The following is a 25,564-nucleotide window of genomic DNA, read 5'->3' on the forward strand; positions in this document are numbered from 1 at the left end:
CCCCCGAGGCCTGGCCGTATACGCCCGGCCTTTTTCTTTGCCTGGAGGGGTTTGCCCCCTCCGAACGGGCTACAAAAAAGCCGGACACAAACATTTACAACGGCCCATAATGCAGTGGAATGCCTTGGCACGCCGACTGCCATGGCTGCAGTGATCTGTGGAATCCAAGGAGTCCCGTCATGAAGCTCAGCCTCAAGCTCCCCCTGGCCTTTACCGCGTCGCTGTTGCTGCTGTTTGCGGCAGCCCTGTTCGGCATCAGCCGACTGAATCAGGCGCTAGACACCTACCAGACCACCGTGGCGCAGAGTTTTCTGCACGAGCGCATGGCGTCGGACGTGCTCAATGGCTTCAAGGTGCAGGTGCAGGAATGGAAGAACGTGCTGATCCGCGGCAAGGACCCGGCCCAGCTCACGCGCTACTGGGCCGCGTTCGAGAAGCAGGAAAAGTCCGTCAGCGACCAGGCGCAGAAGCTGCTGGCCGCCCTGCCCCCGGGCGAGGGACGCGAGCATGTGGCGAAATTTGCGCAGGCGCACGAGCGCATGGGCGCGGCCTACCGCAAGGGCTTCGAGGCCTTCAAGGCGGCTGGCCAGGACGTGGAAGCCGGCGACAAGGCCGTGCAGGGCATGGACCGTGAACCCTCCCAGTTGCTCGACCAGGCCGGCGAGCTGATCGGCAAGGCCAGCAGTGAAGTGGCCGACCGCGCCGCTGCCACGGCACAGCGCGCAACCACCATCAGCCTGGCCGTGATGCTGGTGGTGTGCGCCCTGGGCATAGGCGGCGCCGTCGCCTTCAGCCGCACGGTGACGCAGCCGCTGGGCAATGCGGTGCGGGTATCGCAGGCCGTGGCCAGTGGCGACCTGACGGTGGCCACCGAGGTGCGCGGCAAGGACGAGATTGCGCAACTGCTCAACGCCCTGCTCGCCATGCAGGACAGCCTGTCGAACGTGGTGAGCAATGTGCGCACCAATGCCGACAGCGTGGCCCTGGCCAGCGCCGAGATCGCGCAGGGCAACAACGACCTGTCGGCCCGCACCGAGCAGCAGGCCAGCGCGCTCGAAGAAACCTCGGCCTCGATGGAGGAACTCAACTCCACCGTGCAGGCCAATGCGGACAACGCCCGCCAGGCCAACCAGTTGGCGCTCAATGCCTCCACCGTGGCGGTGCAGGGCGGCGACGTGGTCTCCGAGGTGGTGAAGACCATGAAGGGCATCAACGACAGCAGCAAGAAGATCGCCGACATCATCAGCGTCATCGACGGCATTGCCTTCCAGACCAACATCCTGGCGCTGAACGCGGCGGTGGAAGCCGCCCGCGCTGGCGAGCAAGGCCGGGGCTTTGCCGTGGTGGCCAGCGAGGTGCGCAGCCTGGCCGGCCGCAGTGCCGAGGCGGCCAAGGAGATCAAGAGCCTGATCCACGCCAGCGTGGAGCGCGTCGAACTGGGCACCACGCTGGTCGACAAGGCCGGGGCGACCATGACCGAGGTGGTGGCATCGATCCGCCGCGTGACCGACATCGTCGGCGAGATCAGCGCGGCCAGCAGCGAGCAGAGCCTGGGGGTGTCCCAGGTAGGCGAGGCCATTACGCAGATGGACCAGGCCACGCAGCAGAACGCGGCCCTGGTGGAGGAAAGCGCGGCCGCTGCCGACAGCCTCAAGGTGCAGGCCCAGCAACTGGTGCAGGCCGTGGCCGTGTTCCGGCTGCGCCCGGGTGCCGGTAAAGCCCAGGGCGGCAACGCACCCACAGTCCCGCTGCACCAGGTGCCCCGGCTGGCTGCGGGCTGAACGCCTTCAGGCCGCGCCGCAAGCGGCCAGGGCCTGCGGAGCCTCAGTCTCCGTGGGCGGGCTCCAGCGCACGCAGGTGGGCCATGGTGGCCAGACAGGCCTGGGCCACTTCCGTGCCCTTCTTCACGAAGTGCTCGCGGAAGAAGCGCAGGTGCTCTTCGTGCTCATGAAAATCGCGCGGGGTGAGCACGGCAGACATCACCGGCACCTCGGTGTCGAGCTGCACGCGCATCAGGCCGTCGATGACGGCCGTGGTCACGAACTCGTGGCGGTAGATGCCGCCATTGACCACCAGGGCGCAGGCCACGATGGCGTCGTAGCGCCCGCTTTGCGCGAGCTTCTTGGCCAAAAGCGGGATCTCGAACGCGCCGGGCACGTCGAAATGCTCGACCTGGCCAGCGGGCAGGCCGCTGCGGGCGAATTCCGCCACGGCCGCATCGCGGGCCTGGTGGACGATGTCCCGGTGCCAGCTGGCGCAGATCAGCGCCACGCGCCCGCTGCGCGCTGCGCCGTTGTCGCCCATGGCGGTGACGGCTCGGGAAGGAAAAGGCTGATTCATGGATTTTCTCGGATCGAAGAAAAGGATTACCAGAATCAGGGCGCGCGCGAACAAGGCGTCTGCACACGGCGTGGCGCACGCGCGGGCAAGCCGCACGGCGGTGCCGGTCCGAAAACCGGCCGCGCCCAGCGGCAACTGGCCAACGCGGGCGCCCACACCTGCGGCAGGGGCCCATGGCTTCGCGATCTCTTTCATCCGGACTGTGACCGTCGGCTCTGGCATCGCACCAGATCTGCTGACCCCGCTGCGCCTGGCGTGCACCCGAAGATGCACCGGCCAGTTGCAACGGGCGCTCGCGGGCTCCTGTGCGGCCCTGGATGGCCCAAGACTGCACAGATACCGCCGGTGGGGAATTGCACCCCGCCCTGAGAACGCTGCCGGACGGAAAGCTTTTCTGCCCGGCACCGCCATTCTAGGGAAAAACCCGCACTCTTGCAGTCGCCTGCAAGACCAGCGCGCTGTCAGCGCGGCTTTTCGAACCCGCCCTCAACCCAGGCCGTGGCGCTGGCCACGGTGAGCTTGAAGCCCGGCGACACGGGCACGCGCGCCAGCTCTTCGCCCAGCTCGTCCTGCGCGCTCAGCGTGGCCGTGGCGCCCTCCTCGTCGGGCACGATGGCCAGCGCCACGCGCAGGCGCTGGCCCTGGGCGGTGGTGATGGCCAAATTCTTGTTGAGCTGGGCGTGCAGCTGCTGCTCATGCCGGCGCAGCACCTCGCTGGCGGTCTTCACCAGCGTGTTGAAGGCCGAGACGTCGAGCGGCTTGGGGTTCTTCTTGTCGCGCCCCATGGTCCAGGGGCCCACCAGCGCGGGTTCGGCCTCGCCGTGCAAGGTCATGGACACGGCCCAGCCATCGTCGTCCTCGTTCTTGATGACGCGCGCCATCCAGCGCTCGTCGCTCCACAGGCGGGGTTCGTTGATGGGTTCGGGGATGTCCGGGTGATCTGGCATGGGGGTCCCGCAGGGATTCAGAGAGAGAAAGAAAGGGCGCAGAGCATAACGGCCTGCGGCTGGCACCCTTGTCATGCGGGGCTATCGGCGAAGGAATTGCCTCCATTTTCCAATAAGCGTTGTTATCGAAGAAGGAGGGGCGGCTGCAGCCGGATCACGGCGCGGCGTCGATGGACGGGGCCGCCACCGCGCGCAGGACATCGATGAACGCCTGCGCGGCCGGCGGGGGCGACTCGCCCAGCCGCGTGATGAGGCCGTAATCCGGCATGCGGTCCGGCAGCTCCACCGGAATGCGGGCCAACAGCCCCTTGTGGATGTAGCGCTCCACCAGGGCCGAGGGCTGCAATGAGAGCATGTCGGTCGCCTGCATCATCTCCAGTGCGAACAGGAAAGAAGGGGTCTCGACCACGCCCGAAGCGAGCGCCAGCCCGTTGCGCCCGAAGATGTCGTCGGACACCTTGCGCAAGGCGGTCGAGGCAGGGTACAGGATCCAGGGCCAGTGGGACAGCTCCGCCATGCCCAGGTCGCGAACGCCGCGCAGCGGGTGGTGCACGCCCGCCACCACCTGCAGCGGCTCGCTGGACAGGCGCTCGTACTGGAACTGTGTTCGCTGCGCGTCGTCGGTGAAGCGCCCGATCATGAGGTCGATCTTGCGCTCCCCCAGCCAGGCGATGAGCTGGTCACTGCTCTGCTCCAGCACCTTGAGCACCAGCAACGGGCGCAGGCGCTGTATCTCGGCCACCGAGGTGATCAGCACATGCGCAGCCGACCCTGTGATGGCGCCTATGGTGAGGTGGCCATGCCCGCCTTGCTTGAGCGCATTGAACTCTTCCACGAATTTGCGGTGCCCGGCCAGCGAGGAGGCGGCATAGCGCAAGGTGAACAGACCCAGTTCGTTGGGCCGCATGCCGCGCGAGAGGCGCTCGAACAGGCGGGACTCCAGGATCTCCTCGATGTCCATCAGGATCTTGGTAGCCGCGGGCTGCGTGATATGCATCTGCTCGGCGGTCAGGCGCAGATTGCGCGTCTGGCCCAGGATGTCCAGAAACTGCAGATGCCGAAAACGCAGCCTGGCACAGGCCTGCGCCATGGACAAGGGTTTACCCGGAAATGGGCCTGAAGTCATAAGCATTTGGAATGGATGCTAGCAAAAAAGTGAGTGGACCCGGCAAGGCCCAAAACCTAATCTCTGCCCTGCGTACAGGAGGGTCCGTCAGAGACCTGATGGCGCCGATGGGCCAGCCCACCGTGTCCAGCCATTCCATATTTGGAGACATTCATGAAGTTCAAAGCCTTGGCCCTGGCGGCCACGATCCTGGCCGCCGTGGCCGCTCCGGTTTCTGCACAGATCAAGGAACACGTGTTCAAGGTGGGCATCGGCCTCAACGATGACCATCCGCAGGCGCTGGCCGTCAAGCACTTTGCCGAGCAGCTCTCAGCCAAGAGTGGCGGCAAGCTGGTGGCCAAGCTGTATGCGAGCGGGTCGCTGGGCAACGACGTGACCATGACCTCGGCGCTGCGCGGCGGCACCCTGGAGATGACGATTCCCGACAGCTCGACCCTGATGTCGCTGATCAAGCCCTTCGGCGTGCTGAACCTGCCCCTGACCTTCAACACCGAGCAGGAAGCCGATGCTGTGCTCGATGGCCCCTTCGGCCAGAAGCTGCTGGCCAAGCTGCCTGAAAAAGGCCTGGTGGGCCTGGGCTTCTGGGAGAACGGGTTTCGCCATGTCACCAATTCGCGCCGCCCGATCACCAAGGCCGATGACCTGGCCGGCCTGAAGCTGCGCGTGATCCAGAGCCCCCTGTTCCTGGACACCTTCAACGCCCTCGGGGCCAACGCCACGCCCATGCCCTTCACCGAGCTGTATTCGGCGATGGAGCAGGCCGCCGTAGATGGTCAGGAGAACCCGCCCGCCACCATCCTGTCGAGCAAGTTCTACGAGGTGCAAAAGCACCTGGTGCTGTCGCGCCACATGTACAGCGCCTGGGTGCTGCTGATGTCCAAGAAGGCCTGGGATGGCCTCTCGGCCCAGGAGCAGAAGATCGTGCAGGAGGCGGCGCGCGAGGCCACGCTGTTCGAGCGCAAGACCATCCGCGCCTTCAGCGAGACGGCCCTGGGCGAGCTCAAGAAGGCGGGCATGCAGGTGACCGAACTGTCGCCGGCCGAGCAAGCCAGGATGCGCGCCAAGCTGCAGCCGGTGCTGGCCAAGTACGGCAAGGAATTCGGGGAAGAGACGACGGGCGAGCTGAACGCCGAACTGGCCAAGGTGCGCGGCACCGCCAAGTGATCGCGGCCAGCGCGGGCACCGCCCCGCGCCAGCGCGACAGCCCTTCTCCCCCTTTTTCAGAAGCCAAGCCATGGACAAGACACCCCGCCGCCCGTTTCGCTCGCGCGAGTGGTTCGCCGACCCCGAGCGCTCGGACATGACCGCGCTCTACCTCGAACGCTTCATGAACTACGGGCTCACACCCGACGAGCTGCGCTCGGGCCGGCCCATCATCGGCATTGCGCAGACGGGCAGCGATCTGTCGCCCTGCAACCGCATCCACGTCGAGCTGGCGCGGCGCGTGCGCGATGGCATCCGCGATGCCGGCGGCATTCCGATGGAGTTCCCGGTGCATCCGATCTTCGAGAACTGCCGCCGCCCCACGGCCGCACTGGACCGCAACCTGGCCTACCTGGGCCTGGTGGAGATCCTGTACGGCTACCCCATCGACGCCGTGGTGCTGACCACGGGCTGCGACAAGACCACGCCGGCCGGCATCATGGCGGCTTCCACCGTGGACATACCGGCCATCGTGCTCTCGGGTGGCCCCATGCTTGACGGCTGGCACGACGGCGAACTGGTGGGCTCGGGCACCGTGATCTGGCGCAGCCGGCGCCAGCTGGCTGCGGGCGAAATCGGCGAAGAGGAATTTCTGCAGCGCGCCTGCAGCAGCGCCCCGTCGGCCGGCCACTGCAACACCATGGGCACGGCCTCCACCATGAACGCGGTGGCCGAGGCGCTGGGCCTGTCGCTGCCGGGGTGTGCCGCCATACCGGCGCCGTACCGCGAACGCGGCCAGATGGCGTACGAGACCGGGCGGCGCATCGTCGAGATGGCCTTCGAGGACCTGCGGCCCTCGCGCATCCTGAGCCGTGAGAGCTTTCTCAACGCGCTGTCGGTGGTCAGCGTGGCAGGCGGCTCCAGCAATGCGCAGGTGCACATCATGGCCATGGCGCGGCATGCCGGCGTCAACCTGCGGCCGGAGGACTGGACCACCCACGCCTACGACCTGCCGCTGCTGCTCAACATGCAGCCGGCTGGCAAGTTCCTCGGCGAGCGCTTCTTTCGCGCCGGGGGTGTTCCAGCCCTTATGTGGGAGCTGCACCAGGCCGGTCGCCTGCGGGGCCACTGCCTGAGCGTGACCGGCAAGACCGTGGCCGACAACCTGCAGGGCCGCGAGACCCGCGACCGCGAAGTGATCTTCCCCTTCGCGGCGCCCTTGATGCACAAGGCCGGCTTCCTGGTGCTCAGGGGCAATCTGTTCGACTTCGGGATCATGAAGACCTCGGTGATTTCCGAAGCCTTTCGCCAGCGTTACCTGAGCCGGCCCGGCGAAGAGGGCATCTTCGAGGCCCGCGCCGTCGTGTTCGACGGGGCCGACGACTACCACGCGCGCATCAACGACCCGGCGCTGGGCATCGACGAAGGCTGCATCCTGGTCATGCGCGGTGCCGGCCCCATCGGCTGGCCGGGCTCGGCCGAGGTGGTCAACATGCAGCCGCCCGACGCCCTGATCCGGCGCGGCATCACCACCTTGCCCACCCTGGGGGACGGCCGCCAGTCCGGCACGGCCGACAGCCCCTCGATCCTCAACGCCTCGCCCGAGAGCGCGGTGGGCGGCGGCCTGTGCTGGCTGCACAGCGGCGACACCATCCGCATCGACCTCACGGCCGGCCGCTGCGATGCGCTGGTGGCGCCCGAAGAGATCGCACGCCGCCGCCGCGAACTGCCAGCGCCCCCGGTGCCCAAAAGCCAGTCGCCCTGGGAGGCGCTGTACCGCGAGAAGACCGGGCAGCTGGTCGACGGCGCCACGCTGGACTTTGCCCTCGATTACCGCCGCATCTCAGAAACGACACCGCGCCACAACCACTGACACGGATTTGCCTTCAACCGACTAACGTCGTTGGAAAGCCTTGCCGTGCCAAAGCACTGTCTGCGGCTTCCCGCCTAGTTATACGGCTGTATGCAAATCCGCAGGAGCCCTGCATAGCTGCGCCCGCCCCAGGGTGGCGCAGCACCGATTTCGACCTTCCAAGGAATTCTCGATGAGTGAAACTACAGCGGCCGCCGTGGCCGGTGCGGCGACGCACGCCCATATCCTGCCCGACGACGGCCTGGCCGGCACCCTGGTGGGCCGCGCCTGGGTCGATGGCAGCCCGCCCGGGCCCGCCGTGGTGGCGCTGCGCGCCGATGGCGTCTATGACCTGAGCCAGCACTACCCCACCATGAGCACCCTGCTGGACACGCCCCGGCCCGCCGAGGCGGCGCAGGCGGCCTCGGGCCGGTACCTGTGCAGCGTGCTGGAACTGCTGGCCAACAGCCAGCCCGGCATGCGCGACACGGCACGCCCCTGGCTGCTGGCGCCCTGCGACCTGCAGGTGGTGAAGGCGGCCGGCGTGACCTTTGCGGCCAGCCTGATCGAGCGTGTGATCGAAGAGCAGGCGCGGGGCGACGCCAGCCGCGCCCAGGGCCTGCGCAGCCAGGTGATTGGCCTCATCGGCGACAGCCTGGCCGACATCCGGCCGGGCTCGGACCAGGCCATGGCCTTGAAGGCGCTGCTGCAGCACAAGGGCCTGTGGTCCCAGTACCTCGAAGTGGGCATCGGCCCCGATGCCGAGGTGTTCACCAAGGCCCCCGTGCTGGCCTCGGTGGGCACGGGCGAGGACATCGGCATCCGCGCCGACTCGGCCTGGAACAACCCCGAACCCGAGGTGGTGCTGGCGGTGAACAGCCGTGGCGACATCGTGGGCGCCACCCTGGGCAACGACGTCAACCTGCGCGACATCGAAGGCCGCAGCGCGCTGCTGCTGGGCAAGGCCAAGGACAACAACGCCTCCTGCGCCATCGGCCCCTTCATCCGCCTGTTCGATGCCCGCTTCGGCCTGGACCAGGTGCGCAGCGAAACCGTGCACCTGCGCGTGGCGGGCGCGGACGGCTATGAGCTGCGCGGCATCAACACCATGGCCAGCATCAGCCGCGACCCGGTCGACCTGGTGGCCCAGACCCTGGCCGCGCACCAGTACCCCGATGGTTTCATGCTGTTCCTGGGCACCCTGTTCGCACCCATCGAGGACCGCGACCAGCCCGGTGGCGGCTTCACCCACAAGCTGGGCGACGTGGTCACCATCCACAGCGCCTGGCTCGGCGCCCTGCACAACACCGTGACCCACAGCGAGACGGCCCCCCCCTGGCGCTTCGGCCTCAGGGCCTTCATCACCAACCTGGCCGCGCGCGGCCTGCTGCAAGGCACGGTGCTCTGAAGAAGCGGTCGTTCAGCCATTCAAGAGGCAACAAATACATGCTCGACACTTTCATCGACCGCTACGTCCGCGCCATCAACCTGCTCATCGCGCTGGCGCTGGCCGCCATGGTGGTGCTGGTCTTCGGCAACGTGGTGCTGCGCTACGTCTTCAATTCCGGCATCACGGTCAGCGAAGAGCTTTCGCGCTGGCTTTTCATCTGGATCACCTTCCTCGGTGCGGTGGCCGCCATCAAGGAGAACGCCCATCTGGGTACGGACATGCTGGTTTCCCGGTTGCCCGTGAAAGGCAAGAAGGTCTGCATGGTGCTTGGGCAGGTGCTCATGCTCTACATCACCTGGCTGTTCTTCGAAGGCAGCTACAAGCAGATGAAGATCAACTGGGACGTGGAGGCACCGGTCACCGGGTTCTCGATGGCCTTCTTCTACGCCTCGGGCGTGGTGTTCTCGGTGTGCGCAGGCTTCCTGCTGGTGCTGCAGTTTCTGCGCGTGCTGACCGGCAGGCTCAGCGAAGGCGAACTGGTGATGGTCAAGGAGTCCGAAGAGCAGGCTGAACTGGAGGCCCTGCAGGCCGAACTCGCACGCGAAAACGCCGCCCCCGCAAAACCGGAGACAAGAACATGACCGTGCTGATTTTTCTCGGCGGCCTGCTCGGCGCCATGGCCCTGGGCATCCCCATCGCCTATGCGCTGCTGGCCTCAGGCGTCGGCCTGATGTGGCACCTCGATCTGTTCGACTCCCAGATCCTGGCGCAGAACTTCATCAACGGCGCGGACAGCTTTCCGCTGCTGGCCGTGCCCTTCTTCATGCTGGCCGGCGAGATCATGAACGTGGGCGGCCTGTCGCAGCGCATCGTGAACTTCGCGCTGGCGCTGGTCGGGCATGTCAAAGGGGGGCTGGGCTATGTGGTGATCCTGGCGGCATGCCTGCTGTCCTCGCTGTCGGGCTCGGCCGTGGCCGACGCTGCGGCACTGACGGCGCTGCTGCTGCCCATGATGATCAAGGCCGGCCACAAGAAGGAGGTGTCGGGCGGGCTGATCGCGGCCTCGGGCGTCATCGGGCCCATCATCCCGCCGAGCATCGGCTTCGTGATCTTCGGCGTGGCGGCCAACGTCTCCATCAGCAAGCTGTTCATCGCCGGCATCTTTCCCGGCATCATGATCGGCCTGGGCCTGGCGGCCACCTGGTGGTGGGTGGGGCGCAAGGAGGTGCTGGCCCTGCCCGAGAAAAAGAGCACGGCCGAGATCTGGCGCGCGGCACGCGAATCGGCCTGGGCCCTGACACTGCCGGTGTTCATCCTCGTGGGCCTGCGCATGGGCGTATTCACGCCGACCGAGGCCGCCGTGGTGGCGGCCGTCTACTCGCTTTTCGTGGCCAGCGTCATCTACCGCGAGCTGCCGCTGTCCGCGCTGCTGCCGATCTTCACCACCGCCGCCAAGACCACCGCCGTGGTGATGTTCCTCGTGGCCGCGGCCATGGTGTCGTCGTGGCTGATCACGGTGGCCAACCTGCCGACCCAGATGGTCGAGCTGCTCAAGCCCTTGATGGGCAACCAGACGCTGCTGCTGATCGCGATCATGGTGCTGGTGATGCTGGTGGGCACCGCGATGGACATGACGCCCACCATCCTGATCCTGACCCCGGTGCTGATGCCCGTGGTCAAGGCCGCCGGGATCGACCCGGTCTACTTCGGCGTGCTGTTCATCATCAACAATTCGATCGGCCTGGTCACCCCGCCGGTGGGCACCATCCTGAACGTGGTGGCCGGGGTGGGGCGCATGAAGATGGACGAGGTGACCCGGGGCGTGCTGCCCTTCATGGCAGCCCAGTTCGCAGTGATGTTCATCATGGTGCTGTTTCCGCAGACGGTGCTGGCGCCGCTGCGCTGGCTCACGGGCTGACCCGCAGGCGCGTGCTCCGGGGCAGGAGATTTGCCAGAATTTTCTGGATCCCGGCGGGCTTTTGGCGTGCAATCCCTTCTTCTGCCGCAGCCAACCCACCTGGAGATATGCGCCATGCCCGATTTCTACATGCCCTTGTCCGGCCCCGTGAACCAGGCCTTCCAGTACTGGACGAAGATGACAATGGGCCAGGTGGGCCTGATCAACATCAACATGGGCAAGTCTTCGGACCCCGCGCTGGAGCAGAAGATCATCGAGGACGTGGGCAGCTACGGCCGCCAGATCGGGCAGTTGAGCGACGCGCTTCTGGCCGTGCTGCAGCACATGAAGACCGACACCTGGGACGCGGAATCGAAGGCGGCCGTGGAGGCCTTCCGGCAGCAGGTGAAGGAGGTGGCGAAGCTCAAGGAGCGCCATCAACGCGCCAGCCAATGATCCCAGGCCCCTGCCAAGACGACGTCGCCGCGTCCGGCTTGGAAGGGTGTTGCAAGCGCAGAACACCCGGCTTGGAAGCACACCGCAGTGGCGCTACAGTCGGTCGATGACTCCACTTCGACCCTTTCTGCATGCCCCCTGACCCCCAGCGCGACAAGAACTGGAAACTTCTGTACCGCCAGGCCGTACAACGCGCACGGGCGCCAGACCCCAACCAACTCGCCATCTCTGGTGAACCACTGCCAGGTCCGCCGTTGAGAGACCGCCCCGATCGGCCTGCGCTTCAACCCCAACAACGGCTCCAGATACTGTTCATCTGCAGCCGCAACCAGTGGCGCAGCCCTACCGCCGAAAAAGTCTGGCGCAGCCACCCCCAGCTGTCCGTGCGTTCCGCAGGCACCAGCCCCAGCGCCCGACACCATGTATCCGAAGAGGACCTGCGCTGGGCCCAGGCCATCTTCGTGATGGAAGAAAAGCACAAATCCCGCCTCCTGGCGGAGTTCGGTCGCATCCTGGAGCACAAACCCATTCACGTACTCGATATCCCCGACGAGTACCAGTACATGGACCCGGATCTGGTGGCGGAACTGGAGCGCTCGGTCGGTTCCGTGCTGGGAATCGATGGCGACACCACGCCTTGATCACTCCCACGTGAGCGGCTGATCAGTCCGCCGAGCGAAAAGCCAGCACCTTGAGCGAGCGCTCCTGCGACACATCGGCGAACACCGCCGGATTGGCCACGCGTTCGACAAATTCCAGCTCGGGCGCGATCTCGCGCATCTGGTCCTGCAAAAAGGCCGTGTCCAATTCGGGCGCATTCAGGCACAACAGGGCATGGCCGCCTGGGGCCAACAGGTCCGGCAGGCGGCGCATCAGGCGCGTATAGTCCTTGGTGGCGACAAAACTGCCGCGCTGAAAGCTCGGCGGGTCCACGATGACCAGGCCATAGAGGCCACCGCGCGTGATCTTGCCCCAGGTGGAGAAGATGTCGTGTGCGAGGAAGCTCGCGCCGGTGGTGAGGCCGTTGAGCTGGTGGTTCTGCTGGCCGATGGCGATGGCGCCCTGGGCCATGTCCACGTTGACTACCTGTTTCGCGCCGGCCTGCAGGGCCACCACCGAGAAGGCGCAGGTGTAGGCGAACAGGTTGAGCACCTTGAGGCCGTAGCGGTCGGCGCTGCGCGCAGCGGCATAGTCGCGCACCCAGCGGCGGCCCTCTGCCATGTCGAGGAACAGGCCGTGGTTCTGGCCCCGGGCCACGTGCACGCGGTAGCGGGCGCCCTGCTCGGTGACGACATGCGGGTCGGGCACGCTGCCGGCCATCAGCCGCGTTTCGCTGCGGCCCTCGTGCCGGGTCTGGAAGACCCAGTTCAGCGGCTCGCCCGGGTGCAATTGCTCCCAGCGCGCGCTCAGGGCGGCGCTGATGGTGTCCAGTTCCTCTTCGGCCACGGGCTGGAAGCTGGTGAGCACCCACACGGGCGGAAACACGTCCAGCACCCAGTGCTCGCAGCCGGGGTGCAGGCCGCCACGGCCGTGGAACACGCGCTGGGCGTCGGTGGGCATGGGGGCCATCGTGGCGATGGCGTTCAACAGGGCTTGCATCAAAAAGAAGGGGGAATGCGGAGCAGGGAGTGTATGCACTGTGCGCCACGCAAAGCGCCCGGCGATGCCGGCGCTTTTCAATTCGGTCCCTCGCCGGGATCAACTGGCCACGGTGAAACGCTGCTTCACGTGGCGCGGGTTCTCCAGTTCGTCCACGATGGCCACGGCCATGTCGGCCACGCTGATGCCGCCGGGGGCTTCGCCGTTCATCAGCGGCGCATCGGTACCCAGGCGGTATTGGCCGGTGCGTTCGCCGGGAGCCAGCAGGATGGGGGGCGACAGGAAGGTCCAGTCCAGCGTGGTTTCATGGCGGATCAGATTCAGCGCCTCGCGCGCGGCCAGGGCGCCTGCCTTGTACTCGGCGGGGAAGTTGGGCGTATCCACCAGCTGCACGCCGGGTGCCACGAACAGGCTGCCCGCGCCGCCCACCACGAGCAGGCGCTTGACGCCGGCCTGCTTGACGCCTGCATAGATGGCGCGCGTGCCGACGAGGAACTGGTCGTGGATGTCGGGCACGGTCCAGCCGGGGTTGTAGGCGTTGACCACGGCGTCGTGGCCGGCCACGGCCTTGGCGACCTGCGTGGCGTCCTGGGCATCGGCCTGCACCACGGTGAGGCCGTCGCGCGCAGGCAGTTTGCCGGGGTTGCGGGCCAGGGCGGTCACCTGGTGCTGGCGGCGCAGCAGTTCTTCGAGCACGGCCGAGCCAACAAATCCGGTGGCACCAATCAATGCGATATTCATGTCATTTCCTTGGGTTGAAGTCGATGCAGTGAGAATAGGGGCTTGTCAAACAAGCCGGTAGAGGGCAAAAACCGCCTTCACCTTGAAGTACAGCTTCACAAAAACCCTATGGACGATCTGAAACGCATGGCCGTGTTCGCTGCCGTGGTGCAGCACGGCTCGATGAGCGGTGCCGCGCGCGCACTGGGCATGAGCACCTCGGCCGTGAGCCAGCAGGTGCGCAAGCTCGAAAGCGATGGCGGCGTCACCCTGCTGCACCGCTCTACCCGCCAGTTGGCGCTGACCGAGGCCGGCCAGCGCTACCACGCGCGCTGTGCGGCGATGTGCGCGGCGGCCGACCAGGCGCGCGCCGAGCTGGCCGCCTCGCGCGATGCACCCAGTGGCGAGCTGCGCCTGTCGGCCACGGTGGGCTTTGCGCGCCACATTGCACCGGCCCTGGGCGACATGCTGGCGGCCAACCCGGCCCTCAGGCTGCGGCTGTTGGTGGATGACTCGCCCATTGACCTCATCAACGCGCGCATCGACCTGGCCGTGCGCTTTGGCCGGCTGCAGGACTCCACCTGGGCGGCAAGGCGCCTGTGCGCGATGAATGTCTACCTGTGCGCCTCGGCCGACTGGGTGGCGCGGCACGGCATGCCTGCGCACCCCGATGCGCTGCTGTCGCACAGCTGGCTCGGGCTGGTGCGCGACGGCGAAGCCATGTTCGCCGAACTGCGCAACACCCTGGGCGAGGCGCGCGCGCTGCGCATGGAGCCGCGCATCGCCAGCAACAACCAGCTCTCGTTGCAGCAGATGTGCGAGGCCGGCCTGGGCGTGGCCATGCTGGGCAGCAGCGATGTGCACGACGCCCTGCAGACCGGGCGCCTGGTGCGCCTGCTGCCGCAGTGGGACCTGGGCACGCTCGACGTGTGGGCCGTGACGCCCCAGCGCGATGCCCAGCCCGCCAAGGTGCGCCAGGCGATCGCGGCGCTGCACGCCTACCTGCGCCAGGTGCCTGGCATGTTGGAATGAATGAGGCCTGGGGATCCATCGATTTTTTATCGGTGCGGACCATAAATTCCATCGTTGTGCCGGCGCAGTGGCCTGCCTACAGTCGCGGCTTCTTTCTTTCCCCCAGGAGCCTTGCCATGACGACGAACCCCGCCACCCCCACCTACCCCATCGACCAGGTGATCGCCGCCTTTGCCAACGGCGACGTGCCCACGCTGCTGGGCCATGTGGCCGACGACGTGGACCTGCGCATCGACCACTACCGCGATGGCGCGGACACCCGTTGGCAGGTGGCCAGCGACAAGCAGGGCCTGATCGCCATGCTGCAGCGCCTGGCGGTGGAGGTGTTCCCCCGGGGCACGCAGATCCTGCACACCCACAGCCAGCCGCTGGGCAACGACTGGGTGCTCACGCAGTTCCACCAGCGCTTCTTTTATGCGGTACAACAGCGGGAGGTGGAAAGCCTGACCTGGATCGTGAGCCACTCGGTAGCGGGCCAGGTGGACTATTTCCGAGAAACCGTCACCACCATCACCCCGGTCTGAAACCGCCTTTGAAGCATGCTGTTTGACCTGCGCGCGCTCGGCTACTTCGTGGCCGCCTACGAGGAACGCTCGGTGACGGCGGCCGCGCGGCGCTGCTTTGTGGCGCAGCCGTCCATCAGCATGGCGATCAAGGGGCTGGAAGATGCGCTCGATGCCGTGCTGTTCGAGCGCAGCCGCAGCGGCTTGGCACCCACGCCCGAAGGGCACCGCCTGTACCCACGCGCCTGCAGCCTGCTGGCAGATGCGAACGCCATGGTGCGCGACTTCCGCGAGGCGCCGCGCGAGACCCTGCGCGTCTTCCTGCAGGACACCCTGCTCGTGGGCCCGGCTGCGCCGCTGCTGGCGCAACTGGAGCAGCACCTGCCCCAGGCCCTGGTCCGCCTGACCGCCAGCGCCGAGGAATCCCGGCTGCGCCTGGTGGCCGAGCATTGCAAGGCGCCCGGGGATACCTTTTTCCCGCTGTGGCGCGAGCCCTACGTGATGCTGGTGCCCGCGCAGCACCCGCTGCGCTTCAAGAAACGCTTTGGCGTGGCGGACCTCAAGGGCCTGCCGCTGATCGAGTGGCCCCACTGCCCGCTGCACCAGTCGTTCATCCGCCTGCTGGCCGAACGCGGCATTGCGCTCGCGGTGCGCGCCAGCGCCGAGCGCGAGGAGTTGCTGCTGCACATGGTGGACGCGGGCATGGGCCTGGCCGTGGTGCCGCAATCGCACGCCGCCCAGGCGCGCCACGCGGTGGTGAGGCCGCTGGACGGAGCGCTGGCCTTCGACCGGCACATGGGCCTGGCCTGCGATGCGTCCGACGCGCCCATGCTGGCCCTGCTCGGTGTTCTGGCCGCGGGGGCGGTCGCACCGGCCCCATTGTCGAGCGTGGCGTAGAAAGCCCTGGCACCGGCGCCCATTGCGGTACAACCGGGGTTGCACCCACACCGACAGGCCACCCGATGATCCTGGAAATTGCCCAATTGACCATCCGCCCCGGCCAGACCGGCGCCTTCGAGCAGGCCTTTGCCCAGGCACAGCGCATCATTGCCTCGATGCCGGGCTACCAATCGCACGAATTGCAGCGCTGCCTCGAGCGCCGGGATGACTATGTGCTGCTGGTGCGCTGGGCCACGCTGGAGGACCATGAGGTGGGTTTTCGCCAATCCGCGCAGTACCAGGAGTGGAAAGCCTTGCTGCACCACTTCTATGACCCTTTCCCCACCGTGCTGCACTACGGCCCGGTGGCAGGCCTGTAGCACAATGCGAGGAGCCTCTGCGCCACGCCGGGCGGGGGCTGGCATGGGGCGTGCATGGGCAGATGTCTCGGCGCCGCGACGCTTGGGGGCGGGCAGACCCCATTCGGGTACGACCTGACAATTTAACGTGCTGCGCACACCGTTCTGATCCTAGAATTTGTAAACGCGCGTATCCGCGCAAAGGACATCCCCATGAAAGCAGTGCAGCAGGACATCGACGAGCGGACCAACCTCACCAGCACGAACAAATTCGAGTTGCTGCTGTTTCGCCTGGGCACCGACAGTGCCCTGGGCAAGTCCGAGCTCTTCGGCATCAACGTGTTCAAGATCCGCGAGATCGTGGCCATGCCCAGCATCACCCCCATCGCGGGCACCACGGCCCACTCGCTGGGCGTGGTCAACCTTCGCGGCCAGGTGATCCCCGTGCTGGACCTGCCCTCCATAGTGGGCTGCAAGCCCCAGACGGGCCTGAACATCATGCTGGTGACGGAATACGCCCGCACCACCCAGGCCTTCGCCGTGGAGTCGGTGGAAGACATCGTGCGCCTGGACTGGAAGCAGGTGCTTTCGGCCGAAACCAGCGGTGCCGCCGGCAAGCTGGTGACCAGCATTGCCCGGCTGGACGGCAACACCGACGAATCGCGCCTGGCCCAGGTGCTGGACGTGGAAGCCATCCTGCAGATGGTGTCCCCGTCGGACGGCCACGAGGTCACCGAAGAGAAGGTGGGCGCAAAGCTCAAGCTCAAGCCTGGCAGCATCATCCTGGCGGCGGACGACTCCTTCGTGGCGCGTTCGCTCATCGAGCAGGAGCTCAAGGTGCTGCACGCCCCCTACGAGATGGTGAAGTCCGGCAAGGAAGCCTGGGACCGCCTGAACGCGATCGCCAAGAGCGCCGAGGCCGAAGGCAAGACGGTGCTGGACCGCGTGGCCATGGTGCTGACCGATCTGGAAATGCCCGAGATGGACGGCTTCACGCTGACCCGCAACATCAAGCAGGATGCGCGCTTCCACGGCCTGCCGGTGGTCATCCACTCCTCGCTCTCGGGCTCGGCCAACGAAGACCACGTGCGCAGCGTGGGTGCCGACGGCTACGTGGCCAAGTTCGTGGCGGAAGACCTGGCAGAGACCATTCGCCGCGTGCTGCCGAAATAAGCCCCCAGCGGCGGCCGAGGCCGCTGCCCCTTCTTTTGCGTGAACGATTTCACGCCACCTACCAGGCAAGTAGCCTTTGGCCTACCCGGGAGGGCTATCGCCGCGCGCCCGTCTGCGGCAAACTGGATGCCGGTCAACCAAATACAGGGCTCAAACGTCAAGTTGCAATCTGCCTGTGCGATGTAACACCTGATTGGTGTTGTTTTCGTGGGCTTTACCTGCAACGCGGAACGCGCCTTGTGCGCCGGGAGTCTGAATCCATATGACAAATACCATCGCCCGCGTTCTCTCCGCCACGGTCCTGGGCGCCGTGCTGACTGGCTGTGCCACGGTACCGGGCGACCCGTACTACGCGCCAGGCCCTGCCTACTACCCGCCGAGCTCGTCGACGATCATCTACGACTCGCCGCCGGTCTACCATTCGCCGCAGCCCGTGTACGTGCCCCCCCCACCGGTGTACTACGGCAACACCCGCCGCGATGAGCGCGACTGGGCACGTGAGCGCGAACGCGAACGTGCGCAGCAGCAATGGCGCGAGCAGGCCGAGCGCGAACGCCGCGACCGGGACCGTGATCGCGACCGTGACAACGCCCGCCGGGACCAGGATCGCCGCAACCAAGCCAATCAGGAGCAGGCTCGCCGCGAGCAGGCCGAGCGTGACCGGCGTGCGGCCGCCGACCGGGCCCGTGGCGACAACCGCCAGTACGGCCCCGGCCCGGCACCTACCGACTGGCGCGCCCGCCAGCAGTCGAACAGCCCTGAAAAGCCCTGAGTGGCTGCAGGCCCTCAACGGCCAGACGCCATGATCCGCGCCCACCTGCCCGCTATCTGCAGCCTTGTCCTGGCAGGGTGGTGTGTTGGCGCGCAGGCCCAGGTCACGCGCTGCACCGATGCACGCACCGGCAAGGTGACCTACACCGACGGCGCCTGCAACAGCAGAGAGGCAGCGCGCGAGGTGGAGCCGCGCCGCTCCCCTGAGGAAATTCTGCTGGACAGACAACTCTCCGCCGAGGCCCTGGAGCGCAAGCAGCAGCGTCAGCAGGCAGAGAACGACGCAGCGGATGCGGAAGCCCGGCGTGCCGATGAACGCAACCGAGCACGCGCCGCCAACGCACCGCTGCCGCAGGACTATGCCCGCTCGCCCGAGTGCGCACGCTCGCGCCGCAGCTATGACATGCTAGCCAGCGAGGGACCCCGCTCCACGCAGGAGCATGGCCAGCGCCTGGAAGCCGCCCAGCGGCAGATGGACCTCGATTGCCTGGGCCCCCAGGGCTATGCCGAGGTGGAGCGTGCCCGCGCCGCACAACCGCGCGTGGTGGTGGTGCCGCCACGCTATGGCATCGGCTACCCCGCGCCCTACCCGCCCCCTGCGGTATTCCCCCAGCCCTTTCCCACCACGCCCCAGCAGCCCCCGCCACGGCTCACGCAGTGCTCGGACTACCGCTGCACGGACAACCAGGGCAATACCTATCCACGCAACGGGCCGGGGCGCTTCCCTGGCAGTGGCGGTGTGTGCCGCTCCAACGGCGGGCAGGCGCCCTGCTGAGGCCAGCGGGGCAGCACTGCACTGCGCTCCCACGTTCCCCTACAGGCACACCTTCAGCACGGCGCGCTGCGGCCTGGGCACCTCCCCCAAATACCGTAGCCTCTGTCGTCAACCGCACACCCCCATCGCGCGTCTAGAACGGACACCGCCGCGGTTTGGCGGTTGCCCAAGGAGCCCCATGACCCCTTTGCCTGTGCGCTTGGCATGCCTGTCACTCATCGGTGCAGCGTTGACCGCCTGCGCCCCACGCGGCACCTACCCTGCACAGCCGCTCGGCCTGCAGCACGTCCATCTGGCCAGCTATCCCTCTCCCGTACAGCCACCGCCAACCCCGGCAACTTCGCCCAACTTCGCTGCCGCCCCCATGCAGGATGCAGGCACAGGACCCACAGCGGCCGCCCCCGTGCCCCCGACCATGGGCCCCGCAGGCCCGCATCGCCCATCGGGCCTGCCAGGTCTGCAGCACGTCGACCTGGCCAGCTACCCCTCGCCCATTCCACCAGGATCCACCACAGCGGGCACCTCTTCGAAGGCGGCGAAGGCCTCGGCAGCGACCCCACCGCCCTTGACCGTCCGGCCCCATTCCGGCAGCACGCCTCCTGCGATAGCGCGCCCCACCTATGCGCAAGACATGGACCGCATGCGCCGCATCGAGGACGAGGCGCGGCGCGACAATGAATTGCGCCTGGACGCCATGGCACGCGAGATGGAGCGCGACCGCCAGGATCGCGAGCGCCAGCGCGAGCAGGACCGCCTGGAGCAGGAGTACCGCGAGGCGGCCCTGCGCGACCAGATGGAACGCGACCGCCGCTACCACCAGGAACGTGAGCAGGAACGCGAGCGTGAACGTGCACGGGAAAAGGAGCGCGAGCGCGACCGGCAACGCGAAGAGGCCCGCCGGGACCAGGAGCGGCACGACCATGCGCGCAACCGCGAGCAGGTGCAGCGGGAACAGGCGCAGCGTGACCAGGCCGACCGCGAGCGCCGTGAACGGGAGCGCGACAACGCCCGGCGCGACCAGGAACGCCGCGACCAGCAGGCAGAGCGGGAACGCGAGCAGGCGCGGCGTGACCAGATGGAACGCGACCGCAAGGCTGCCGCAGATCGGGCACGCAACGAGCGCCCGATGCAGTATGGCCCCGGCCCGGCTCCCACCGACTGGCGTGCCCGCCAGCAGTCCAATAGCCTTGAAAAGCCCTAAGAACCTGTTTTTCTAAGTGCGCAGACCCTCGGCCACCGTGGGATAGCGCAGCCGCAGGCCGAGCTCCTGCAGCATGCGCCGGTTGTCCAGCCGGCGCGACTCGCTCATGAAGCTCAGCAGCACCACGGGCAGTTCGTTCTGCGCCGTGCTGCGCGGCAGGCGCGGCGGGCGCGGCAGGCCATAGAGGTCGGCCGCCAGGTCGAAATAGTCGCCCATCTTCAGGTGGCTTTGGTCGCTGACGTTGTAGATGCGCTGCGGGCGCCCCTTCCACAGGGCGCGCAGGCAGACGCGGGCCAGGTCGTCGGCGTGGATGTGGTTGGTGTACACGTCGTCCTCGGCCACCAGCACCGGCGTGCCCTTGCGCAGCCGCGCCTCGGGCGTGCCGCCTGCGCGGTCGGGGGCGTAGATGCCTGGGATGCGCAATATGCTGGCCCGCACGCCCGCACGGCCCAGGTGGCGCACGGCGCGCTCGGCATTCACGCGGCGCTGCGCGCGCGGGGTGGCGGGCGCCAGGGCCCGGGTCTCTGGCACCAGGGCGCCCTGGCAGTCGCCATACACCCCGCTGGTGGAGGCGTACACCAGGGAGGCCGGCTGGCTGCGCAGGCGCAGCGCGCGCGCCAGCGCCACGGTGCGCGGGTCGCGCCACCAGCTACCGCTGCCAGCGCCTTCACCAGGGGGCGGCGCCAGGTGCATCACCCGGGTCGCCACACCTGACAGGCGCCGCAGGGTGGCCGCGTTGTCCAGGTTGCCCAAAAGCGGGGTGATGCCCCGTGCACGCAGGCCCTCCACGCGGTCAGGGCTGGAGGTGAGCGCCAGCACGCGCACGCGCGGGGCCGCGGCACCGGGCGCCTGCAGCTGGCGCACCACGCGCTGGCCCACGTCGCCACAGCCAACGATCAACAGGCGCTCACGGCGAAAGCGCACCGGCAGGGCGCCAAGGGGGCTTTGGTTTGAGGGCAAAATCGGGTCCGCGAAGAAGACAAGTTCCAAGGATACCCACAACATGACCAGCGCCGAGGCGGCCCCCGCGTCCAGTTTCCAGATTTCCGTGCAGCCCAGCGGCCGCGCCTTTGCCGCACAGGGCGATGAATCCATCCTGTCCGCCGCCATCCGCAGCGGCGTGGGCCTGCCCTATGGTTGCAAGGACGGTGCCTGCGGCTCCTGCAAGTGCAAGAAGCTCAGCGGCGCGGTGTTCCACGCCAACCACCAGTCCAAGGCGCTCACGGCCGACGAGGAGGCCGCCGGCTTCGTGCTGACCTGCTGCGCCACGCCCCTGTCCGACGTGGTGCTCGAATCGCGCCAAGTCACGGACGAAAGCGCCTACCCGGTCAAGAAGATGCCGGTGCGCGTGTCCACCCTCACGAAGAAGTCGCACGACGTGATGCAGCTGCGCCTGCAGCTGCCTGCGGCCGACACCTTCCGCTACCACGCGGGGCAGTACATCGAGTTCATCCTGCGCGACGGCGCGCGCCGCGCCTACTCCATGGCCAATGCCCCCCACACCCAGGGCGATGCGCCGGGGGTGGAGTTGCACATACGCCACATGGCGGGCGGGCGCTTCACAGACCACGTGTTCGGCGCCATGAAGGAAAAGGAGATCCTGCGAGTGGAAGGGCCGTTCGGCAGTTTCTTCCTGCGCGAGGACTCGGACAAGCCCATCGTGCTGCTCGCCTCGGGCACGGGCTTTGCGCCCACCAAGGCGCTGATCGAGCACCTTCAGTTCAAGGGCAGCACACGCCCTACCGTGCTCTACTGGGGCGGGCGCCGCCCGGGGGACCTGTACATGGCCGACTGGGTGCAGGAGCGCGTGGCCGAGATGCCCAACCTGCGCTACGTGCCCGTGGTCTCCGACGCCCAGCCCGAAGACGGCTGGAGCGGCCGCACAGGCTTCGTGCACCAGGCGGTAATGGAGGATTTTGCCGACCTCTCGGGCCACCAGGTGTATGCCTGCGGCGCCCCCATCGTGGTCGAGTCGGCACGCGACGCCTACAGTGCCCAGCGTGGCCTGCCGCCCGAAGAGTTCTTTGCGGACGCCTTCACCTCCGAGGCCGACAAGCACGGTTGAGGTGGAGACAACACCCCGGGCGATGGGGGTATTTCCCGATGGCTGGCCCTTTTTTTTGTAGTGGCCGCTCCATTTTTTGCACAATGGCACCATGAACCGCAGAAACCTCACCACCCTTCTCGCCAGCGCTGCCGTCATGGCCGCTGCCCTTCCACACGCCGCGATGGCCCAGGACTCGGGCCAGCCGATCCGCCTGATCGTGCCCTACGCGCCGGGCGGCCCCATCGACGTGACGGCGCGCGCGCTGGCCGAGCGGGTGCGCGACTCGCTGGGTACCGTGATCATCGACAACAAGGGCGGCGCGGGCGGCAATATCGGTGCCGACGCGATCGCCAAGGCGGCGCCGGACGGCCTGACCATCGGCATCTCGGCCACCGCCACGCACGCCGTGAACCCCTGGCTGTACAGCCGCATGCCCTATGACGCGGCCAAGGATTTTGCGGCCATCACGCAGATGGTGCGCGTGCCCAATGTGCTGGTGATCAATGCCGCAAAGGCCGAGCAGCTCAAGATCCGCAACCTGGCCGACCTGATCGCCTACGCCAAGGCCAACCCGGCCAAGCTCAACTACGGCAGTGGCGGCAACGGCAGCGCCGGCCATCTGGCGGGCGAGATGTTCAAGCAGCGCGCCGGCATCTTCGCGCTGCACATTCCCTACCGCGGCGCCAACCCTGCGCAACTGGCCCTGCTGGCCGGCGAGGTGGATTTCAACATCGACAATCTGGCGGCGGCGGCCCCCAACATCCGCGCCGGCAAGCTCAAGGCCCTGGCCGTGACCTCGCTGGCCGCCAGCCCCAACCTGCCCGGCGTGCCGCCGCTGTCGGACACCTTCAAGGGCTTTTCCATTGACACCTGGTGGGGTCTGGTGGCCCCTGCGGCCACGCCCAAGCCGGTGATCGACAAGCTCAACAAGGCCTTCGTCGCGGCGCTGAATGCGCCCGAGACCAAGACCCGCTTCGGCCTGCTGCTGGCCGAGCCCGTGCCCACCACGCCTGCGCAGTTCGAGGCCTTCATGGCCAGCGAGCGCGCCAAGTACCAGCAGGTCGTGAAGGCCTCCGGGGCAAAGGTCGACTGACCGACCCACCGCCCCCTTCTTCAGCGCCCTGCGGGGCGCTTTTTCATGCCCGGGCCGGCAGCACGTTGCGGTGCCTTGCCACCACGGCCTCCAGCGCGGCCACCATGGCATCGCATTCAGCATCGCCCACGGGCAGTGACAGGGCGATCAGCCCGCGCCGGGCCATGAACACGCCTTCATCCAGCAGGCCGAAGAACACCAGGTCCTTGGCGCGCCCGTCGGTGCCCTGCAGGTCGGCAGGGGAGCGCACCGGCGCCGCCGTGGCGTGCAGGGTCATCAGCGATCCGGTGCCGGTGAAGGCCATGTCCACGCCATGGCGCTCCAGCACGGCGTTGAAGCGTGCGCGCAGGTGCTCGCCGCGTGCGTTGAGTGCCTGCACCACCTCGGCGGTCAGCACCTGCGCGAGGCCCGCATGCCCGGCGGCCATGGTGAGCACGTTGTTGTTGAAGGTGCCGGCGTGGGCTAGCGCGTCAGGGCGGCGCGGGTCAAAGCGCTCCATCACCTCGCGGCGCCCACCGAACACCCCGAACGACATGCCCCCGCCCAGGTACTTGCCCGCCGTGGTGAGGTCCGGCCGGATGGACAGCAGCGCCTGCCGCCCGCCGAAAGACAGGCGCGAGGTCATCACCTCGTCGAACACCAGCAGCGCGCCGCAATCGTCGGCCAGATCACGCAGCGCCTGCAGGAAGGCCGGCTCGCCAGGAATACAGCCGCCCGCGCCCAGCATGGGCTCGACCAGGATGGCCGCGATGTTCGCCCCGTGCGCGGCCACCAGCGCGCGCACGCTGTCGGCATCGTTGTAGCGCGCCACCAGGAAGGCGTGCGGCACGTTCATCGGCGAGCCCCCGCCTGCAAAGGTGAGCACGCCGCCGTGGTAGGCCCCATCGAACACGACCACCTTGCTGCGCCCCGTGTGGGCCTGGGCGGCGGCCAGGGCCAGCAAGTTGGCCTCGGTGCCCGAATTGGCAAAGCGCATCAGCTCCATGGAGGGAAAGCGCCGCTGTATCTCGTGCGCCAGCAGGCCCTCGCGTGCCGTGTGGGACGAGAGGTTGATGCCGCCGGCCAGCGCCTCCTGGATGGCGTCCATGATCACAGGGTGGGAGTGGCCATAGAGCCCCGCCGTGAACTCGCCCAGCGCATCGATGTATTCATGCCCGTCGGCATCCCACACCCTGCAGCCAGCGCCGCGCGCCATGCTGAGCGGGAAGGGGCCATGGAACAGCACGCTGCGGGTGTTGCCGCCGGGCAGCGCCGTTTCCGCTTCGGCCAGCAGGGCGGCGCTGCGTGGGTTGCGTGCGCGGTAGTTCTCCACGGCCTGGAACAGGGCGTGGTCCACGGGGGACTGGGTAGCATTGATGCGATTTCCTGTACGGTGTACAAGAAATTATGAATGCCGGAGGGTGATCTGGCAAGCGGCAACTTTCGGCGCTGCCGGATGCCCGACAATCCGGCAACTGTCTCCGCCCTTTCCCGATGCCCCGCGCCCGCTCCAAAGTCCCCGTTACCCCTGATGCCGCAGCCGGCACACCCCTGTCGCGTGAGAGCGTGCTGGCAGCCGCCCTGGCGCTGATCGACCAGCAGGGGGTGGAGGGTTTCAGCGTGCGCGACCTGGCCCGCTCGCTGGGCGTGTACCCCACGGCGCTGTACTGGCATGTGCCGGGTGGGCGCAACGCGCTGATCGCCGGCGCGGTGACGGCCGCCGTGGGCGCGCTGGAACCACCCGACGCGGCAGGCGACTGGCAGACCGAACTGCGCGCCCTGTTCGCGCGCTATCGGCGGGCCGTGCACAGGCACCCGCGCATTGCCCCGGTGCTGGGGGCGCAGCTGGTCTCCAACGCCAGCCTGGACCCGCTGCTGCTGGACCGCATCCTGGCGCTGCTGGAATCGGCCGGGTTCGCGGACCAGGGCCTGTTCGATGCCTACAACGTGGTGATTGCCGCCATGGTCAGCTTCGTGACCCTGGAACTGGCGCCGCAGCCCGATGACGACCCCGACGGCTGGGCCGCAGGCCACCAGGCGCGGCTGGCGCAGATCGATGGCGATGCCTGCCCCACCCTGGCGCGCCACCTGCCACAGATGGCCAACCGCGCCTTCGTGGTGCGCTGGAGCAGCGGCAGTACGCACCCGCTGGATGCGGGCTTCGATGCCTGGACGGAGGTGGTGGTGCAGGGGCTGGCCGCGCGGCTGCCCAGGAATGTTTAGAGCGGCTAACAAAACTCAGCGAAGCGGTTCTGGCTAGGCGCTGCGTCGCAGGCAGTACG

The 25,564-nt window shown here is 67.6% G+C and carries 26 protein-coding genes and 1 riboswitch; of the genes, 19 read left to right on the forward strand and 7 right to left on the reverse strand.

All coding sequences use genetic code 11. The annotated features are described in order from the left end of the window. Positions 1-179 precede the first annotated feature (179 nt). Complete coding sequence (locus tag ASE28_RS03375) at positions 180-1,781, forward strand: methyl-accepting chemotaxis protein (protein WP_057264686.1); 1,602 nt, start codon at positions 180-182, stop codon at positions 1,779-1,781. A 43-nt stretch (positions 1,782-1,824) separates the two neighbouring features. On the opposite strand, the gene ASE28_RS03380 is transcribed toward ASE28_RS03375, so the two are convergent. The 3 genes from ASE28_RS03380 to ASE28_RS03390 form a co-directional block, all read right to left on the reverse strand. Further along, complete coding sequence (locus tag ASE28_RS03380) at positions 1,825-2,340, reverse strand: 6,7-dimethyl-8-ribityllumazine synthase (protein WP_200963899.1); 516 nt, start codon at positions 2,338-2,340, stop codon at positions 1,825-1,827. A 179-nt stretch (positions 2,341-2,519) separates the two neighbouring features. Beyond that, positions 2,520-2,717: riboswitch (FMN riboswitch) on the reverse strand. 84 nt (positions 2,718-2,801) lie between these two features. Further along, positions 2,802-3,287, reverse strand: a complete 486-nt coding sequence (locus ASE28_RS03385; protein WP_057264690.1) for a hypothetical protein — start codon at positions 3,285-3,287, stop codon at positions 2,802-2,804. A gap of 154 nt (positions 3,288-3,441) precedes the next feature. Continuing rightward, positions 3,442-4,419 carry a LysR family transcriptional regulator gene (locus ASE28_RS03390; protein WP_082607878.1) on the reverse strand — a complete coding sequence of 326 codons (978 nt, stop codon included), beginning with the start codon at positions 4,417-4,419 and terminating at the stop codon, positions 3,442-3,444. A 147-nt stretch (positions 4,420-4,566) separates the two neighbouring features. On the opposite strand from ASE28_RS03390, the gene ASE28_RS03395 reads away from it, so the two are divergent. The 7 genes from ASE28_RS03395 (at position 4,567) to ASE28_RS03425 (ending at position 11,792) form a co-directional block, all read left to right on the forward strand. Further along, positions 4,567-5,577, forward strand: a complete 1,011-nt coding sequence (locus tag ASE28_RS03395; RefSeq protein WP_057201310.1) for a TRAP transporter substrate-binding protein — start codon at positions 4,567-4,569, stop codon at positions 5,575-5,577. A 70-nt stretch (positions 5,578-5,647) separates the two neighbouring features. After that, positions 5,648-7,429, forward strand: a complete 1,782-nt coding sequence (locus ASE28_RS03400) for an IlvD/Edd family dehydratase (RefSeq protein WP_057201311.1) — start codon at positions 5,648-5,650, stop codon at positions 7,427-7,429. Positions 7,430-7,601: 172 nt separating this feature from the next. Beyond that, positions 7,602-8,816, forward strand: coding sequence for a fumarylacetoacetate hydrolase family protein (locus tag ASE28_RS03405; protein WP_057264695.1), 1,215 nt, complete (start codon positions 7,602-7,604; stop codon positions 8,814-8,816). Between the two features lie 38 nt (positions 8,817-8,854). Further along, positions 8,855-9,439, forward strand: a complete 585-nt coding sequence (locus ASE28_RS03410) for a TRAP transporter small permease (RefSeq protein ID WP_057201313.1) — start codon at positions 8,855-8,857, stop codon at positions 9,437-9,439. Next, a complete protein-coding gene (locus tag ASE28_RS03415; RefSeq protein ID WP_057264697.1) occupies positions 9,436-10,716 on the forward strand; it encodes a TRAP transporter large permease subunit in 1,281 nt (426 codons plus the stop codon). Before ASE28_RS03410 ends, ASE28_RS03415 begins: the two co-directional genes overlap by 4 nt. 114 nt (positions 10,717-10,830) lie before the next feature. Further along, positions 10,831-11,151, forward strand: coding sequence for a hypothetical protein (locus ASE28_RS03420; RefSeq protein ID WP_057264699.1), 321 nt, complete (start codon positions 10,831-10,833; stop codon positions 11,149-11,151). 383 nt (positions 11,152-11,534) lie between these two features. Next, on the forward strand, positions 11,535-11,792 hold the full coding sequence (locus tag ASE28_RS03425; protein ID WP_369818112.1) for a protein tyrosine phosphatase: 258 nt from the start codon (positions 11,535-11,537) through the stop codon (positions 11,790-11,792). Between the two features lie 22 nt (positions 11,793-11,814). Here the strand turns inward: ASE28_RS03425 and ASE28_RS03430 are convergent, their stop codons facing one another. Continuing rightward, positions 11,815-12,750 carry a class I SAM-dependent methyltransferase gene (locus tag ASE28_RS03430; RefSeq protein WP_057264701.1) on the reverse strand — a complete coding sequence of 312 codons (936 nt, stop codon included), beginning with the start codon at positions 12,748-12,750 and terminating at the stop codon, positions 11,815-11,817. Positions 12,751-12,849: 99 nt separating this feature from the next. Further along, positions 12,850-13,491, reverse strand: coding sequence for an NAD(P)-dependent oxidoreductase (locus tag ASE28_RS03435; RefSeq protein WP_057264703.1), 642 nt, complete (start codon positions 13,489-13,491; stop codon positions 12,850-12,852). Between the two features lie 108 nt (positions 13,492-13,599). On the opposite strand from ASE28_RS03435, the gene ASE28_RS03440 reads away from it, so the two are divergent. From ASE28_RS03440 to ASE28_RS31825, 8 genes are all read left to right on the forward strand, one after another. Then, a complete protein-coding gene (locus ASE28_RS03440) occupies positions 13,600-14,502 on the forward strand; it encodes a LysR family transcriptional regulator (protein ID WP_057264705.1) in 903 nt (300 codons plus the stop codon). Between the two features lie 116 nt (positions 14,503-14,618). Continuing rightward, on the forward strand, positions 14,619-15,026 hold the full coding sequence (locus ASE28_RS03445; protein WP_057264707.1) for a hypothetical protein: 408 nt from the start codon (positions 14,619-14,621) through the stop codon (positions 15,024-15,026). Positions 15,027-15,041: 15 nt separating this feature from the next. Beyond that, entirely contained in the window at positions 15,042-15,902 is an 861-nt protein-coding gene (locus ASE28_RS03450) for a LysR family transcriptional regulator (protein ID WP_057264709.1), read from the forward strand. A gap of 65 nt (positions 15,903-15,967) precedes the next feature. Continuing rightward, a complete protein-coding gene (locus ASE28_RS03455; protein WP_057264711.1) occupies positions 15,968-16,264 on the forward strand; it encodes an antibiotic biosynthesis monooxygenase in 297 nt (98 codons plus the stop codon). Between the two features lie 192 nt (positions 16,265-16,456). Further along, the gene (locus ASE28_RS03460; RefSeq protein WP_057203486.1) at positions 16,457-17,416 is read left to right on the forward strand and encodes a chemotaxis protein; all 960 of its coding nucleotides are present in this window, start codon (positions 16,457-16,459) and stop codon (positions 17,414-17,416) included. A 262-nt stretch (positions 17,417-17,678) separates the two neighbouring features. Next, positions 17,679-18,188 (forward strand): hypothetical protein, encoded by a 510-nt coding sequence (locus tag ASE28_RS03465; RefSeq protein WP_057264713.1) that lies wholly within the window; start codon positions 17,679-17,681, stop codon positions 18,186-18,188. Between the two features lie 30 nt (positions 18,189-18,218). Next, a complete protein-coding gene (locus ASE28_RS03470) occupies positions 18,219-18,962 on the forward strand; it encodes a DUF4124 domain-containing protein (protein ID WP_057264715.1) in 744 nt (247 codons plus the stop codon). Between the two features lie 178 nt (positions 18,963-19,140). Beyond that, on the forward strand, positions 19,141-20,163 hold the full coding sequence (locus ASE28_RS31825) for a hypothetical protein (protein WP_157421848.1): 1,023 nt from the start codon (positions 19,141-19,143) through the stop codon (positions 20,161-20,163). Between the two features lie 12 nt (positions 20,164-20,175). On the opposite strand, the gene ASE28_RS03480 is transcribed toward ASE28_RS31825, so the two are convergent. Beyond that, on the reverse strand, positions 20,176-21,123 hold the full coding sequence (locus ASE28_RS03480; RefSeq protein ID WP_057264987.1) for an SDR family oxidoreductase: 948 nt from the start codon (positions 21,121-21,123) through the stop codon (positions 20,176-20,178). Positions 21,124-21,166: 43 nt separating this feature from the next. Between ASE28_RS03480 and ASE28_RS03485 the strand changes: the two genes are divergently transcribed. Next, positions 21,167-22,228, forward strand: coding sequence for a CDP-6-deoxy-delta-3,4-glucoseen reductase (locus ASE28_RS03485; RefSeq protein WP_057264718.1), 1,062 nt, complete (start codon positions 21,167-21,169; stop codon positions 22,226-22,228). 91 nt (positions 22,229-22,319) lie between these two features. Next, complete coding sequence (locus ASE28_RS03490; protein WP_057264720.1) at positions 22,320-23,303, forward strand: tripartite tricarboxylate transporter substrate binding protein; 984 nt, start codon at positions 22,320-22,322, stop codon at positions 23,301-23,303. Between the two features lie 43 nt (positions 23,304-23,346). On the opposite strand, the gene ASE28_RS03495 is transcribed toward ASE28_RS03490, so the two are convergent. Continuing rightward, complete coding sequence (locus ASE28_RS03495; RefSeq protein ID WP_235516037.1) at positions 23,347-24,639, reverse strand: aspartate aminotransferase family protein; 1,293 nt, start codon at positions 24,637-24,639, stop codon at positions 23,347-23,349. A gap of 137 nt (positions 24,640-24,776) precedes the next feature. Between ASE28_RS03495 and ASE28_RS03500 the strand changes: the two genes are divergently transcribed. Further along, complete coding sequence (locus tag ASE28_RS03500) at positions 24,777-25,505, forward strand: TetR/AcrR family transcriptional regulator (RefSeq protein ID WP_057264723.1); 729 nt, start codon at positions 24,777-24,779, stop codon at positions 25,503-25,505. Positions 25,506-25,564: the final 59 nt, after the last annotated feature.

The organism is Acidovorax sp. Root219, from assembly GCF_001428665.1.
Lineage (GTDB): Bacteria > Pseudomonadota > Gammaproteobacteria > Burkholderiales > Burkholderiaceae_C > Acidovorax.

Excerpts from the sequence above, each read along its gene's own strand:
- ASE28_RS03405 (WP_057264695.1), top strand. The coding sequence starts at position 7,602 with ATGAGTGAAACTACAGCGGCCGCCGTGGCCGGTGCGGCGACGCACGCC.
- ASE28_RS03400 (WP_057201311.1), top strand. The coding sequence starts at position 5,648 with ATGGACAAGACACCCCGCCGCCCGTTTCGCTCGCGCGAGTGGTTCGCC.
- ASE28_RS03450 (WP_057264709.1), top strand. The coding sequence starts at position 15,042 with ATGCTGTTTGACCTGCGCGCGCTCGGCTACTTCGTGGCCGCCTACGAG.
- ASE28_RS03435 (WP_057264703.1), bottom strand. The coding sequence starts at position 13,491 with ATGAATATCGCATTGATTGGTGCCACCGGATTTGTTGGCTCGGCCGTG.
- ASE28_RS03490 (WP_057264720.1), top strand. The coding sequence starts at position 22,320 with ATGAACCGCAGAAACCTCACCACCCTTCTCGCCAGCGCTGCCGTCATG.
- ASE28_RS03440 (WP_057264705.1), top strand. The coding sequence starts at position 13,600 with ATGGACGATCTGAAACGCATGGCCGTGTTCGCTGCCGTGGTGCAGCAC.
- ASE28_RS03455 (WP_057264711.1), top strand. The coding sequence starts at position 15,968 with ATGATCCTGGAAATTGCCCAATTGACCATCCGCCCCGGCCAGACCGGC.
- ASE28_RS03445 (WP_057264707.1), top strand. The coding sequence starts at position 14,619 with ATGACGACGAACCCCGCCACCCCCACCTACCCCATCGACCAGGTGATC.
- ASE28_RS03420 (WP_057264699.1), top strand. The coding sequence starts at position 10,831 with ATGCCCGATTTCTACATGCCCTTGTCCGGCCCCGTGAACCAGGCCTTC.
- ASE28_RS31825 (WP_157421848.1), top strand. The coding sequence starts at position 19,141 with ATGACCCCTTTGCCTGTGCGCTTGGCATGCCTGTCACTCATCGGTGCA.
- ASE28_RS03410 (WP_057201313.1), top strand. The coding sequence starts at position 8,855 with ATGCTCGACACTTTCATCGACCGCTACGTCCGCGCCATCAACCTGCTC.
- ASE28_RS03430 (WP_057264701.1), bottom strand. The coding sequence starts at position 12,750 with ATGCAAGCCCTGTTGAACGCCATCGCCACGATGGCCCCCATGCCCACC.
- ASE28_RS03470 (WP_057264715.1), top strand. The coding sequence starts at position 18,219 with ATGATCCGCGCCCACCTGCCCGCTATCTGCAGCCTTGTCCTGGCAGGG.
- ASE28_RS03485 (WP_057264718.1), top strand. The coding sequence starts at position 21,167 with ATGACCAGCGCCGAGGCGGCCCCCGCGTCCAGTTTCCAGATTTCCGTG.
- ASE28_RS03395 (WP_057201310.1), top strand. The coding sequence starts at position 4,567 with ATGAAGTTCAAAGCCTTGGCCCTGGCGGCCACGATCCTGGCCGCCGTG.
- ASE28_RS03380 (WP_200963899.1), bottom strand. The coding sequence starts at position 2,340 with ATGAATCAGCCTTTTCCTTCCCGAGCCGTCACCGCCATGGGCGACAAC.
- ASE28_RS03460 (WP_057203486.1), top strand. The coding sequence starts at position 16,457 with ATGAAAGCAGTGCAGCAGGACATCGACGAGCGGACCAACCTCACCAGC.
- ASE28_RS03415 (WP_057264697.1), top strand. The coding sequence starts at position 9,436 with ATGACCGTGCTGATTTTTCTCGGCGGCCTGCTCGGCGCCATGGCCCTG.
- ASE28_RS03390 (WP_082607878.1), bottom strand. The coding sequence starts at position 4,419 with ATGCTTATGACTTCAGGCCCATTTCCGGGTAAACCCTTGTCCATGGCG.
- ASE28_RS03500 (WP_057264723.1), top strand. The coding sequence starts at position 24,777 with ATGCCCCGCGCCCGCTCCAAAGTCCCCGTTACCCCTGATGCCGCAGCC.
- ASE28_RS03375 (WP_057264686.1), top strand. The coding sequence starts at position 180 with ATGAAGCTCAGCCTCAAGCTCCCCCTGGCCTTTACCGCGTCGCTGTTG.
- ASE28_RS03385 (WP_057264690.1), bottom strand. The coding sequence starts at position 3,287 with ATGCCAGATCACCCGGACATCCCCGAACCCATCAACGAACCCCGCCTG.
- ASE28_RS03465 (WP_057264713.1), top strand. The coding sequence starts at position 17,679 with ATGACAAATACCATCGCCCGCGTTCTCTCCGCCACGGTCCTGGGCGCC.